This is a genomic window from Bacillus sp. 3a (assembly GCF_017161885.1).
Lineage (GTDB): Bacteria > Bacillota > Bacilli > Bacillales > Bacillaceae > Bacillus > Bacillus safensis.
In genome coordinates this window covers 1,805,195-1,818,546 of sequence record NZ_CP067376.1, presented here as the reverse complement: position 1 = coordinate 1,818,546, position 13,352 = coordinate 1,805,195, and the positions used below count along the sequence as shown (strand labels likewise).

At 39.8% G+C, this 13,352-nt stretch carries 16 protein-coding genes; 5 read left to right on the top strand and 11 right to left on the bottom strand.

The genetic code is table 11. The annotated features are described in order from the left end of the window. Positions 1–57: 57 nt before the first annotated feature. From JJ692_RS09130 to JJ692_RS09095, 8 genes are all read right to left on the bottom strand, one after another. Complete coding sequence (locus tag JJ692_RS09130) at positions 58–783, bottom strand: DsbA family oxidoreductase (RefSeq protein WP_185853705.1); 726 nt, start codon at positions 781–783, stop codon at positions 58–60. Positions 784–923: 140 nt separating this feature from the next. After that, on the bottom strand, positions 924–1,481 hold the full coding sequence (gene hxlB, locus JJ692_RS09125) for a 6-phospho-3-hexuloisomerase (RefSeq protein ID WP_024423079.1): 558 nt from the start codon (positions 1,479–1,481) through the stop codon (positions 924–926). Further along, positions 1,478–2,110, bottom strand: coding sequence for a 3-hexulose-6-phosphate synthase (hxlA, locus tag JJ692_RS09120; RefSeq protein ID WP_024423080.1), 633 nt, complete (start codon positions 2,108–2,110; stop codon positions 1,478–1,480). The genes hxlB and hxlA overlap by 4 nt, the downstream gene beginning before the upstream one ends. 239 nt (positions 2,111–2,349) lie before the next feature. Next, complete coding sequence (gene hxlR / locus JJ692_RS09115) at positions 2,350–2,706, bottom strand: transcriptional activator HxlR (protein WP_029708013.1); 357 nt, start codon at positions 2,704–2,706, stop codon at positions 2,350–2,352. Between the two features lie 72 nt (positions 2,707–2,778). After that, positions 2,779–3,648 (bottom strand): alpha/beta hydrolase, encoded by an 870-nt coding sequence (locus JJ692_RS09110; protein ID WP_073206409.1) that lies wholly within the window; start codon positions 3,646–3,648, stop codon positions 2,779–2,781. Between the two features lie 213 nt (positions 3,649–3,861). Continuing rightward, positions 3,862–4,224, bottom strand: coding sequence for a YxiJ family protein (locus JJ692_RS09105; RefSeq protein ID WP_185853706.1), 363 nt, complete (start codon positions 4,222–4,224; stop codon positions 3,862–3,864). Positions 4,225–5,056: 832 nt separating this feature from the next. Then, on the bottom strand, positions 5,057–5,401 hold the full coding sequence (locus tag JJ692_RS18940; protein WP_241258034.1) for a hypothetical protein: 345 nt from the start codon (positions 5,399–5,401) through the stop codon (positions 5,057–5,059). 64 nt (positions 5,402–5,465) lie between these two features. Then, positions 5,466–6,068 carry a TetR/AcrR family transcriptional regulator gene (locus tag JJ692_RS09095; protein ID WP_073206415.1) on the bottom strand — a complete coding sequence of 201 codons (603 nt, stop codon included), beginning with the start codon at positions 6,066–6,068 and terminating at the stop codon, positions 5,466–5,468. 129 nt (positions 6,069–6,197) lie between these two features. Here JJ692_RS09095 and cyoE point away from each other — a divergent pair, with 129 nt between their 5' ends. Beyond that, entirely contained in the window at positions 6,198–7,103 is a 906-nt protein-coding gene (gene cyoE, locus JJ692_RS09090) for a heme o synthase (RefSeq protein WP_103131916.1), read from the top strand. A 20-nt stretch (positions 7,104–7,123) separates the two neighbouring features. Here the strand turns inward: cyoE and blaBPU are convergent, their stop codons facing one another. Next, positions 7,124–7,912 carry a BPU family class D beta-lactamase gene (gene blaBPU, locus JJ692_RS09085; RefSeq protein ID WP_103132055.1) on the bottom strand — a complete coding sequence of 263 codons (789 nt, stop codon included), beginning with the start codon at positions 7,910–7,912 and terminating at the stop codon, positions 7,124–7,126. A 126-nt stretch (positions 7,913–8,038) separates the two neighbouring features. Then, positions 8,039–9,202 carry an acyl-CoA dehydrogenase family protein gene (locus JJ692_RS09080; protein ID WP_206534433.1) on the bottom strand — a complete coding sequence of 388 codons (1,164 nt, stop codon included), beginning with the start codon at positions 9,200–9,202 and terminating at the stop codon, positions 8,039–8,041. Positions 9,203–9,346: 144 nt separating this feature from the next. Here JJ692_RS09080 and JJ692_RS09075 point away from each other — a divergent pair, with 144 nt between their 5' ends. Genes JJ692_RS09075 through JJ692_RS09060 form a run of 4 tightly spaced genes read left to right on the top strand, consistent with a single transcriptional unit; the run spans position 9,347 to position 12,389 of the window. Next, positions 9,347–10,111 (top strand): amino acid ABC transporter ATP-binding protein, encoded by a 765-nt coding sequence (locus tag JJ692_RS09075; protein ID WP_206534432.1) that lies wholly within the window; start codon positions 9,347–9,349, stop codon positions 10,109–10,111. Continuing rightward, positions 10,108–10,968 (top strand): amino acid ABC transporter substrate-binding protein, encoded by an 861-nt coding sequence (locus JJ692_RS09070; RefSeq protein WP_206534431.1) that lies wholly within the window; start codon positions 10,108–10,110, stop codon positions 10,966–10,968. Before JJ692_RS09075 ends, JJ692_RS09070 begins: the two co-directional genes overlap by 4 nt. After that, positions 10,965–11,663 (top strand): amino acid ABC transporter permease, encoded by a 699-nt coding sequence (locus JJ692_RS09065; RefSeq protein WP_122631831.1) that lies wholly within the window; start codon positions 10,965–10,967, stop codon positions 11,661–11,663. Before JJ692_RS09070 ends, JJ692_RS09065 begins: the two co-directional genes overlap by 4 nt. Positions 11,664–11,675: 12 nt before the next feature. Then, a complete protein-coding gene (locus JJ692_RS09060) occupies positions 11,676–12,389 on the top strand; it encodes an amino acid ABC transporter permease (RefSeq protein ID WP_122631830.1) in 714 nt (237 codons plus the stop codon). A gap of 35 nt (positions 12,390–12,424) precedes the next feature. On the opposite strand, the gene JJ692_RS09055 is transcribed toward JJ692_RS09060, so the two are convergent. Then, entirely contained in the window at positions 12,425–13,255 is an 831-nt protein-coding gene (locus JJ692_RS09055; RefSeq protein ID WP_122631829.1) for a manganese catalase, read from the bottom strand. Positions 13,256–13,352 lie beyond the last annotated feature (97 nt).

Genomic DNA, 13,352 nt, shown 5'->3' with positions numbered 1-13,352 from the left:
CCCTCATCCTTAAACAATAAAAATCCCCATCTTATAAAAAGATAGGGAACATATCTATTACGCCTCTTCTTTAGGGGAAGGCACCGCACATACGTCATCTGCACATGCCGCTTCAAACGCATTGTCAGGAGCTTTCTCTGCTTGAGCTGCTTCCTCTTTCCAAGCTGTTTCAAGTGCACCCAGGAACGTATCGGCTGGCTGCGCACCTGCAACTGAATACTTGTCATTGATCAAGAAAAACGGAACAGCATTGATCCCAAGCTGTCTCGCTTCTTGTTCATCTTTTCGGACATGATCGCCAAATGCTTCGCTGCCCAAAACTTGCTGTACTTCCTTCACATCAAGACCTGCTTTTTCTGCAATCTCTAAAAGGGTTTGACGGTCCCCAACATGCTTTCCATCTGTAAAATACGCTTGAAACAGCTCTCCCATAACGAAATCGCCTTTCCCCATTTGACCAGCATATTGTGCCAATCGATGAGCATCAAAGGTGTTTGTCAACACGAGCGGATCAAATTGAAAATCGATTCCTTTCTCTTTGCCGGCCTGCTTCACCTGCTCATTCATCGCCATGGCCTGGCTGCGGCTCATGCCATATTTTTTGACGAGCATATCATGAACGTCATGATCGACATCAACAGGTGCGTGGGGATCAAGCTCAAAGCTTTTAAACTCTATCTCTACCTGATCCTTCTCTGGGAATTGTTCTAGCGCTGTTTCCAGCTGTTTTTTTCCTATATAACAAAAAGGACAGGCGATATCTGACCAAATTTGTACTTTCATGTTCATCTTCCTTCCGTGTTTACGCTTTTTCTTCAACGATGTAACAATTATAGTTACACCAAATAGAAGATGTCAAGATTCTGATCTTGGTTGAAATGAAAAAGCCTCTCCTTCTAAGAAAGGAAAGGCTTTGAAAATGACTATTCTAAATTTGCATGGTGACCGTACATTGTATGTGTGTCGAGCTCTTTTATTTCCATTAACCTTAAAATGACCGCATCGTATGTCAGAAGAAGCGACTGCTCAAATAGTGAACCCATTGGCTGAATGGTATGATGGTTTCCATCCTGTTGATCCTTCGGTGCACCCGACAATAAGATGACTTCATCCGATAGATCAGCTAAAGGTGACTCAGCAGAAAGCGTGAACGCTGCCACTTTTCCGCCAATTGCTTTTGCCTTTTTTGCAAGGACCAGTAAAGACTCTGTACGGCCAGAGCCGCTCCCCACAATCAAAAGATCCTCTTCTGTAAAGGAAGGCGTATTCGTTTCTCCAATTACATATGCCTTGACGCCAATATGCGTAAGTCTCATCGCAAACGATTTTCCCATCAAGCCAGATCTGCCTGCACCTGTCACAAAGACTTTTTGTGCAGATAAAATACTTGTGACCAGGCGCTCTGCTTGTTCGTCTTGAATGGCAGACGAATGATCAGAAAGCTCATTTAAAATGGCTTTCACATAGTCGCTGGTTTTCATGATTGTGCGATCAGCTGCTTCATTTGTGCAGCCACTTCTGCTTTATTGTCCTGGCTTGCGATACCGCCGCCTACAATGATTAAATCAGGGTTTAATTTCACGACTTCAGGTAACGTATCAAGCTTAATTCCACCTGCAATCGCTGTTTTTGCCTGCTTGACAACTTGTTTAATCGTCATAAGATCGGCAAATGAGTTTTGACCAACCGCTTGCAGATCATAGCCTGTATGCACACAAATGTAATCGACTCCAAGCGCATCCAGCTCTTTTGCACGGCCTGCGATATCTTTGATACCAATCATATCAACTAGAATTTGTTTTCCTCTTGCTTTCGCTTCTTTCACCGCTCCTTGAATGGACATATCTTCTGCCGCTGCAAGAATGGTGACGATATCTGCTCCTGCTTCGGAGGCCTGCTGCACTTCATAACCGGCAGCATCCATAATTTTCAGATCAGCGAGTACACGTAAATTCGGAAAAGCCTGCTTGACTTCTTTTACAGCACGAAGCCCTTCGTTAATCACAACAGGTGTCCCAATTTCGACCACATCAATGGATGCTTCTACTTCTTTGATCAGCTCAATCGCTTCTGGTATATTCACTAAATCTAATGCTAATTGTAATTTCATCAACTTTCACTCCCGTTTATCATCTCATCTTCAAGAGCTCCGCGGATGATGCATCTTGAACGATGAAATGAGTATAACAACAGGAATAACGCAATCCAAGTACGCACTTTTTTTTTACATACTATACTTTTCCGCATATGGTTACAAAAAAGATACTGTCTTTTGGCCAGTATCTCAGGGTAAAGGCAAAGGGCTAAAATAAAGTTATTTTAGCCCTTTGCCTACAATCGGTCATCTTTCTATTTATCATCTTTTAAGAAATTGCTGTCGAGATATTGTTTTCCCCAATCATACATCGCCTCTAAAATCGGCATTAAGCTTTCTCCTAGTTCTGTGAGAGAATACTCAACCTTTGGCGGGACGACAGGATAAACCTCCCGGTGCACAATGTGATCTTCCTCTAATTCTCTTAGCTGATTGACAAGCATTCTTTGCGTAATCCCAGGCATTAACGACTTTAACTCACCAAAACGTTTTGTCCCTTCTCTGCCTAGATGCCATAAAATCAGCATTTTCCACTTACCGCCGATAATATTCAGCGTCAGCTCTTTTTCGCAGTTGAACACTTTATTTTCCATTCGTGATGACAACAACATACACTCCTTTAATTTCAAACCACTTTATCATTATACTGCGGCAAAAAGAATTGCCCGAGCATACGGTCTTCGTTATTGATTTTGTTTTTTGACAAAAGCCATCACAGCCTCTGTCATTTTTTGTGCTTCTTTTGGCGCTCTGTCTGATCCAAACCATTTGTTCAGGTCACTATGGCTTAGCGTATGAACCCGAAAAACAAACCGAGAGCCTTTATCATGATTTAGTTTTTCTGCAAATCGGTACACCTCAGGATTTTCCCAGCCCGTCACCAAATAGACAGGCGGTACATTCGCTTGATTCATATAAGTGACAGGTGATGCCTTTGTCCAGTTCTTCTCTTGTTTGCCAAAGACTTTTTTGTACGATGGGATGGCTTGTATAAATTGATTGAGGTTTAACGGCCCATCTAAAATCACGATGGAATTGATCGCTTTTGGCGACAGCCCCACACGTTTTAAGTAGGTCGAATCTGTGGCAACCAGCGCCGTCAAATGACCGCCCGCTGAGTGACCCATGACATTGATTTTTGATGAATCAATTTGATATTCATCCGCATGATCCTTCACCCATTTAATGGCGTTTGCTGTATCATCTGCCATCTGCTCGTAATTAGCATCAGGGTGAAGCCTGTAATTCATCGAAACAAACACATACCCTTGACCTGTAAAATAATCAGCCTTTGAAGCGACTCTATTCTTATCGCCGCCTGTCCAGCCTCCGCCATGGAGATAGATCATCACAGGATGCTTCTTCTTTTTGTCTTCATCTTTGCCCTTTGGCATGTACATATCGAGTGTTTGCTGTTTATTTTGTGTGTCTGCATAATGGATATTGGTTGTCGGCTTAGGCTGGTTGAAACGGAACACAAAGAATGCGCATACCAATAAACCAGCGATGACCGCCACAAATAAGAGCCATTTCATGATTCGATTCAATGTCATTGCACCTTTCTGTGTTGGGATGGGGGAGCATGAGTAGCAGATATGTAGAGAAACTAGCACGATTCAATCAATACTAAATTCATATGGGATGTGCACGTGCAAAACAATTGGTCAAGTCGTAATATTTATTATACTCCTTAAAGTGGTGAAATTCATTGATTTGCTCTAAAGGGTTGACATCGAAATCGGGAATTAGATTCTGGATTTTTCCATCTAAAAATCAATGTCATAGCTTATAAATGCAATGATTCGTTTTCTTGTTTCTTCATGGTACTGAATATAGGAATGTAATAAAGGATACGATTCAAGGATGTGTTGAAATGATTTGATTTGAGGGTATTGCTCTTCAAATGACTGACGCAGCACGTTTAACTGTTTTTTTGGTATGCGTTTATGATCGATCACATAACTTAAGCTGCCTGTCACAAGAGTGAAAAATTCATAAAAATCATCGGACCACAGACCAGTTTCCTCCTCAAAAGATAGGATCTCTTCAGGGTAATCTGAATGAAAACAATATTGATAGCGCTGCTTCAAATCATTGATTAATGCTGTTTTATCTTGGCTGATGTTCATGGATCTTTACACCTTTCTCTCAATGCTTTTAAGATAATCAGTCTTTCAATTTTTTTATAAAGTATGAATATCGTTAGTTTACATTCAAATGTATTGTTGATTCCAGTTCTTTTTTAATTTACATTAATTACCTTCTCTCTAAAACAGAATGACGAAAATCAACTTTTTCTTATATTTTCTCCAATATTTGAGCGAACTATAGAATTTATATTTGATAATTTCCTCCATTAACATACCTTTAAAATATAAAGAAAAAATGCTTTCAATAGTGTATTTGCTACATCTACCATCAGGTTAAAAAATTTAGTCATTTTTGGATCAGTAACCTCTAAGACCATAAAGAGACATGCTCAGTAACCTCCTAGAATTACATTCATCATTGGTTATCATTTATTTCTTTAATTGATTAACTAAAAATATGCCTTATATTGAATATCATAATATAAGGCACATTTCCAATAATACTTATTTGTATTTTTCACAATTACACCCTGAATTTTCCCCTCGACTTCTACACGGTCTTTCCTATAATCGTATACTTGTATAAACTGTTTTATGTGCACGTTTGAAAAGTGCCACTTCATTATCCGTTAGCCACTTAAACTCTCGCATATGATACGAAATTTCTTCTAAGTAGGTATCGGTTTCAGCAATTAATTTTTTTATCTAAGATATTTCTTTTATTGTCTTCAACTACAAGATAAAGAGTAAACTGCTTTAAATCTAATTCAATAAGTGGGTAAGCTTTCTTTTTTATCGGTACTCAGTTTTGTTTTGCCTTTAATTTCCGATTTATATTCCTTCTCTTTCATTTTCTTAAATGTAGCTTTGACTAGCTGACTATCCCATTTTTTAATTCACACAGATATAGCAACGATTTTTCCAAAGTATCAGCTAAGATTTTTTTCTTATTGGTTGCATTTTCAAATTCACTATAACTAAAGGGTACTTCCAGCTCGTACGTATTTTTTAAAAATAAGATGTCAGGTTCATCTTTTGAAGTACTAATTAATTTGTAGTCTTTAAAAGATCCACAAATCAAAACAATAGCCTCACAATCTTTCTTTTGAAATTTCTTTTCTAATTCGTATAAAAACATTTCAGTAATACAAAGGGATTGGCTAGCTAAAATTCCACGATCGTCATCTGACATTAATTGTAAATTTTCCAAATACACTTCTTAAAATCCCCCTTTCTAGAATCACTATCTCCACCACATTCAAACTAAGGAAATTTAATTTCTATTTAGAGGAAATTATTCTTTTTAAAGATTTTTCTAATAAATCATGTGGTATATGGTCTTGACTAATAAAGTGAAATATTGCTATTCCATTTTCCAATGAAAGAATTGTCCATGCCATTTCCTCAGATGAAAGAGTAGATGTAAGGTTCTCTTTATTTATTAAATTCTCAATGGATTGAGAGATTTGTTTTACCGATTGTAAGATCATATTTGACCACTGACGCCTTGCTTCCTCATTTCTCATTGAATACAAAAGAAATTCCATATTTAGCAGGCTCCACGTCCGATTTTCTTCACGTCTTTGAATAGACTGTTGATTCATTTTTTCAGGAAAGTGCAAAAGAGAAGGCTGTTCTGCTAATAAAGCATTGATTTTTTCTACATGTAATTGCATTTGTTGTTCCAATAGAGCCAAAAAGATCTCTTCCTTTGAATGAAAATGCGCATAAAAGGCCCCTTTGCTAAATCCCGCACATTCTGCCAATTTATCAATGGAGACCCCATGAAAACCATACTTGGCGAAATTCTCAACTGCTGAATTTATGAGTAATTTTCGTGTTTCATCTTTCCTTTCACTTTGCGTTTTTCTTTGTCTAATCATTCCTTAACCTCCTTATATTGACAATCACGCCATATAGAATTAATATACCAATTAGTATATAAGTTCAACAAGGTATATATCTTGCTGTACAGCATAAATAATTAATCGCTATTAAAAAGGAGCAAAACAATGCGAAAGATGGGGAAAAAAATTCACAAAACCAAAATGGACATAATAGCTCAAACAGTTAAATCAGGAATCATTAAATCAAATTTAATCCCAATGTGTGCTGGCTTAACCTTGGCATTATACACTTATCAAATTGACATCCTTCATAAATCTATTGAGATACTATTTGCATTTGCAGGTTCAATTTTATTAATTGGTGCTGCTGGAGCTTTAAACAATTTGTATGATAGGGACATAGATTCCGTGATGAATAGAACAAAAAACAGACCTACTGTAACAGAAGAAGTCAATCTTAAAAAAGTTCTATGGCTTAGTATCTTAATGTCTATTTTAGGATTGGTTTTTTTAGCATTTACAACCTATGTAGCAGCTATTATAGGATTGATTGGTTTACTTTTTTATATTTTCCCTTATACAATGTGGAGTAAAAGAAAAACCGTTTACAACACAGAAATTGGTAGCATTTCTGGGGCAATGCCGCCTCTCATTGGTTGGACGGCTATTTCACCAGACATCTCACACCCAGCTATTCTGGGGTTATTTTTCATTACAATTATTTGGCAGATGCCGCATTTTTACTCAATAGCTATTAGAAAGCAAAATGAATACAAGGCAGCAAACATTCCCATGTTACCTGTTGTAAAAGGAATGAAAAGAACATACTTGCAAACGAATCTTTATATCTTAGCAATTACCTTAAGCAGTTTTCTTTTCCGTTCTTTAAGCATAGGGCTTGTGATTTTGTCTTTTTTCTTAGGCCTTATATGGATTTGTTTAAGTATTATTGGTTACAAGCGAATGAATTCCGAGAAGTGGGCATCATTTATGTTTGTCTATTCACTAATTTATATGACAACTCTTTATTCAACTATCATTATCTATACTCTTACTCGTCAAATTTTTTGATTTATGAAAACAAAAACATCCTAAACGGATGCTTCAATCAAATGATATTTTTTCAAAATACGATAGGTGATTTCTTTTGCTTCTAGCCCGGTGCCTTCGATATTTGTGGCGAAGATATAGGTTTTGTTTTCATGTTTGATGAAGCCTGCGTACCAGCCGATGCCTGAGCCGGAGCCTGTTTTTCCGTATAGGGTGGTATGTTTCTCTTCTTCTTGTATCATCATTCGTTTGACCTTTCTCATGACAGACAGGTCAAATGGAAGACTTTCTTCATATAGCTGTTTGAGGAAATGGACTTGTTCTACTGGAGAAATGCGCAGCGAACTGCTTAACCAAAATTGATCGATTCCGCCTGATATGTCTTCGTTCCCATAATGAATGGCTTTCACCCAATAGCTCATGCGTTCTTCTCCGATGTCACGCGCCATGGCTTGATAGTACCAGACGACTGAATCTCTCATGCCAGAGCCCAGTGTATGATCCTTATTCCAGTTATCAATTTCTCTATTTACTCCGTCCCAATATTTGATGTCATATTCATCTCTCACTGCGCCTGTTTGGAGTCCGATGAGGGCATTTGCCACTTTGAATGTTGATTGTGGGGCAAAGCGTTTGTTCGCTCTTTTTTTGTTATACACCCATGGCGATTTTTCTTTTACTTCTTGTATCACAAATGTGCCTTCCCGGTCTTTCATGAATTCATCTACTGACCACGCTGGTGATGTTCCCTCACTTGATGAAGGCTGGCCGATACAAAGTGCCATCAACATGAAGCCTGAAAACAGCCATTTCATATGCTTTTTCTTCAAAAAAACCGCTCCTTTTCCTATGATTTGTATCGATTGTAGCATGCCTGAGTGATGAGGCATAAGGTACGCTTGTCCTCTTTTCTGTCAAATAAAAAAAAGCCGGTTTCATCCGGCTTTCTGATCAGATTAGCTTTCTTTTTTCTCTTCTATGGCCTGCCTCGCGATTTTTGAAATCGTCATATCATCCATTGGCGGGTTATGGAGCCCAGCACGAATATCTCGATAGTAACGCTGCAGCGGACAGTCTAGGCTCAAGCTTTTTGCACCGACTAAACGCATGGCTTTATCAACCACTTGCAGACTATGATTTACGACTGTATGCTTCACAGCACCGAATTCATTGATTAACAGCTCTCTTTTCTCAGGCTTTTCATACAATGTTGTCGTTGAATACATGACGTGGCGTGCTTGCTTTAATAGTAAATCAATTTCGCCAATCAATGTTTGGACATTCGGCAGGTCACTAATCGTTCCGCTGATACTGTTTGGTGAATGGGTGATGGCATACTGAACAGCATAGTCTCTTGCCGCTTGCGCAATCCCCAAATAACAGGAAGGAATATGTGCGATCCAAGGGTTTAACGTACCGCCCCGAGGTCCTTTTTGCACTTCAACAAGCATATCCTCTGAAACCAAAACCTGATCTAAGATTAAATCATGGCTTTCTGTTCCTCTCATGCCAACAACATCCCATGTTTCTTCTATAGAAACACCTTCTGTATCACGGTGAATTAAGAAAAATCCCATCGCCTCTTTTTCTTCAATCCATACGCCGACTAAAAAGTATGTGAGAGCTGGTGACATCGTAGTGAAAATTTTACGTCCGTTGATCACCCAGCGATCACCTGATTTCATCGCTGTTGTCCCAGGCTTGCCGCCTCTTGTTGGACTGCCTGTCTGCGCCTCACTTACAGCGCGGTTGACAAGGGCACCCTTCTTCACTTCTTCCGCAAAGAATTGCAGCTGCTTCTCATTCCATAGTTTCTTTTCATAAATTTCACCAACAACTCCTTGGTGCCAGCCAATTGATAAGGCAGTCGCTCCGTCCATGCTGCCAAGCGTTTCTTGAAATAGAACCATATCCGTTACAGATTGACCCCCGCCTCCATATTCAGCGGGAAGAGACAGGGCTGTATATCCCATGTTTACTAATGATTCGATATTCTGTTTAGGAAAATAAGCGCCTTCATCATGTTTTTTTGCGTTTTGTTCGATCGTTTCACGAAGAGATTCCAGCTGATTGAGCCATGTTTTTTGAAAATCGGTATCGACAAATAATGCTTTAGACAAAACGTATCCAACTCCTCTGTTTCTCACAATCTATGATATCTCATTTTTCCAATCGGAATAAATAAAACACACTTTACTTATAGGATTTAATGTGTTAAATTTTATCAATATTAAGTACATCTGTCAAAGGAACGTGATGCTTTTATGATCTCAGCTACTAATCTACATAAATCTTATGGGCAGACCCATGTGTTAAAAGGCATTGATATCACCGTACAAGAAGGTGAAGTGGTCGCAATTATTGGACCGAGCGGATCAGGAAAAACAACACTTCTCCGCAGTTTAAACAGCCTCGATATTCCAGACAAAGGAGAGCTGACTGTTGGAGAAGCCACGATTCAATTTGAACGATATCATAAAAAAGATCTTTTAAAACTAAGGCAGCAATCTTCCATGGTATTTCAGCATTATCACTTGTTTCAAAATAAACGAGCACTTGAAAATATTACAGAGGGATTGATTGTGTCCCAAAACATGTCTAAGAAAGAAGCAGAAAAGGTTGGAGAGCAATTTTTATCGCGGATTGGACTGCTACATAAAAAGGATGCATTTCCGAGTGAATTATCTGGCGGTCAGCAGCAGCGGATTGGAATTGCCCGCGCTCTTGCGATGAATCCTGCGGTGCTTTTGTTTGATGAACCAACGTCCGCACTGGACCCAGAGATGGTCGGAGAAATCCTTGAAATGATCAAAGATATTGCGAGCCAAGGGATGACGATGGTCATTGTGACGCATGAAATTTCGTTTGCAAAAGACGTAGCGGATACGGTGATCTTTATGGCAGATGGGGAAATCGTTGAAAAAGGCTCACCAGAAGACGTCCTCTTGAAGCCTCAGCATGAACGAACAAAACAATTTTTATCCAGGATTCATCGCGGAATGTGGCAAAGATCGGAGGAAGACATATGAAGCAAAAGACAGCATTCATGACAGCTGGTGTCCTTCTGATTCTCCTCTCTCTGATTGGCTGCAGCAGTGTGAAAACCACAACAGATGATGGAAAACAAATTGTAAAAGTCGCACTGAGTGCAGAGGTCAATCCACCCTTTTTAGCCACAAATGACCGAAACGAACCGATTGGCTATAACATTGATTATTTAAATGAAGTGGAAAAAAGACTTCCGCACATACATTTTGATTACATCTTTGGCGAAGAAGAATCCAACCTTATTGGTGTTGGCGCTGGGAAATTTGAAATGGCAGCTAATTGGTTTTTCAGTAACCCTGAACGTGAAAAACGGTTTCTTTACCCTAAAGTTCCGTATGGCTATTCGATGACAGGATTAATTGTGAATGAATCAAACCGGGATATTCAATCGCTTGACGATATGACATCTAAAAAGCTGGCTCCTGTCAGTCCTAGCGGTGGATTACGTTCCATTTTAAATCAATATAATGAAGAACATGATCCAGATATTCCGCTGACAACCATTGAAAGCCCTTCAAATGAACTCAACTTAAAGCGCGTTGAAAGCGGACGTTCCGATGCGGCCTTTATGAATATTTCGACCTTTGATACCATTCAAAAGCATCTGAACCTGAAGGTCAAAGTGGGCGGGATTGTGTCAAAGGAGCCGATCTATCTTGTCTTACAGCCAAGTCAAAAACAGCTTGCAGCAGATTTGGACCGGGTTACAAAAGAGATGATTGATGATGGAACATTGCCTAAGCTTGCCAAAAAGTGGTTTGGGGTTGATTTCTTTCAAGATATTGACTACATCTCAGAGCAAGGCTATCAATATGAAGAAAGGAAGGAAGCATCATGACGTTTACAGCTGGAGATTGGCTGCGAATCTTTTTACAGGTGCTTGAACGCCTGCCACTCACTTTTCTCATTATTGCAGTGTCTTTGTTTTTCGCCATCATAATAGGGCTCTTATTTGCATGCATTCGTATTAAACAAATCCCAGTGCTGAAGCAATTGGCTATTATTTATTTATCTTTTACACGAAGTACGCCATTAATTGTTCAGTTGTTCTTGATTTATTTTGGCCTGCCCCAGCTTTTACTTGTGGCAGGGATTCAAATCAATCATTGGGATCGTGTGTTATTTGTGATGATGACGTTCTCTTTACATACGGGGGCTTATTTATCTGAAGTTTTTCGCAGTGCGTATTCGTCTGTTGGGAAGGATCAGCTGGAAGCCGCCTACATTGTTGGGATGACAGATACACAGGCCTTGATCAGGATCATTATCCCGCAGGCCTTTCTCATTGCCCTGCCAAACCTCGGAAATTACACCATTGATCTTGTGAAAGACACGGCGATTGCCTTTACGATCGGACTCATCGATATGATGGGACAGGTGAAGATCATCTTAGGAAATAACTATGGAATCGGCATGTTTGAAGTGTATGTGATCATCGCGATTGTGTACTGGCTCATTTGTATGAGCATTGAACTAGTCACCATGCTGCTTGAAAAGAAATTTGTAAAAGGCCGCACCAGCCTGTCACGTTAAGGAGGCGATTTGATGCAAACCATTGATATTCCATTTGCGATTGACCAAGTACCACATATTCTAAAAGGTGTTCCTTTCACCTTATTAATTGCACTAGTTTCCATGGCTGTGAGTCTTGTGATCGGATCTGTTTTTGCTTTCATTCGTCTCTTTCGCATCCCTGTACTCAGACAGCTCGTTACGCTCTACGTCTCCTTTTTTAGAGGTACGCCGCTTATTGTTCAACTGTTCGCTTTCTTTTATGGGCTTCCTTTTGTTCTAAGTAACATGAGCGGCACATTTGGGCTGACCTTTCACCCGGATATGGTCTCCCCATTAGCCGTTGCTCTTATTACCTTCAGCCTGCATTCAGCCGCTCATTTAACAGAGGTGGTCCGAAGTGCACTTCTGGCAGTAGACAAAGGGCAGCTTGAAGCGGCAAAAATTGTAGGCATGACCACACGTCAGGCGATGATACGCATTATTTTACCGCAGGCATTTGTTGTGGCCTTACCAAACCTAGGCAATCAGCTCGTTCAGCTATTAAAAGCGACATCTCTTGCGTTTACAATTGGGGTGCTCGAAATCATGGGTATTTCCCGGATCATTGCAAATGACGGCTATCAGTTTTTAGAAACTTATCTCGTCTCTGCTTTGATCTATTGGATGCTGAGCATTGTCTTTGAATTAGCCTTTGCATTATTAGAGAAACGTGTCAGCGTATACGGAAGAACTCTCGGACGTTAAAAAGTCGATCAGGCACAAAAACCTGATCGACTTTTTTATTCACCCTTTTTTGGTGTGTTAAACAGTTCTTTTGGTGCGGGTTTGAGCTTTGGTGCAGAGCCGAAAACGACAGGTGCAGAAATATATCTGAACTCTCCTTTTCCATCCATACTGCGACCATGTGCCCATCTGCCTTGCTTACTTTCTTCCCCTCTTGAGAAGTTAAACAAGTCATAGGATACTTGCTGTTTTTCTAATGAACGAGGGAAGGTGGTTGGTACGACGACATCCCCTTCTCGCTCTTCTAATTCTTTAATTGCCGCAAGCCACATATTTTGATGATATGTATCACGAGCAATGAGGAAGGAGAGCATATCTTTGACGCCGCGGTCATCTGTCATTTCGTAAAGTCTTGTCACCTGAAGACGGCCCTGTGATTCTGCATTTAAATTGGCCCTGAAATCAGCCATTAAATTTCCGCTTGCAATGATATACTTGGCATTCCAAGGATACCCTTGACTATCCGCTGCCATCGCCCCTAAACCGGCAACAATTGCATGCTGCGGATTCATTCCGCCCATAACAGCTGCAAGTGCTGGATCACTTTGATACGCCTGTTCCTGTTCTTTTACCGGTGCTTTATCAAGTAGACGTGCGATCATTGTCGCCAGCATTTCGACATGACCAATTTCCTCTGTCCCAACATCAAATAATAAATCCCTATATTTTTGGTCTGCCCGGCAATTAAACCCTTGAAATAAATATTGCATCATCACACTGATTTCACCATATTGACCGCCTAATACTTCTTGCAGCTTTTTCGCGTAAAGCGGATCAGGTTTTGAGGGCTTTGCTTCATATTGCAATTCTTTGATGTGATAAAACATGATGTCATCTCCCTTATCAAAAACATCTTTTCACTTATCACTATTCAACCGCAGCTCTCATTATGAAAATGACCTGATCACATAAAAAAAGAGAATG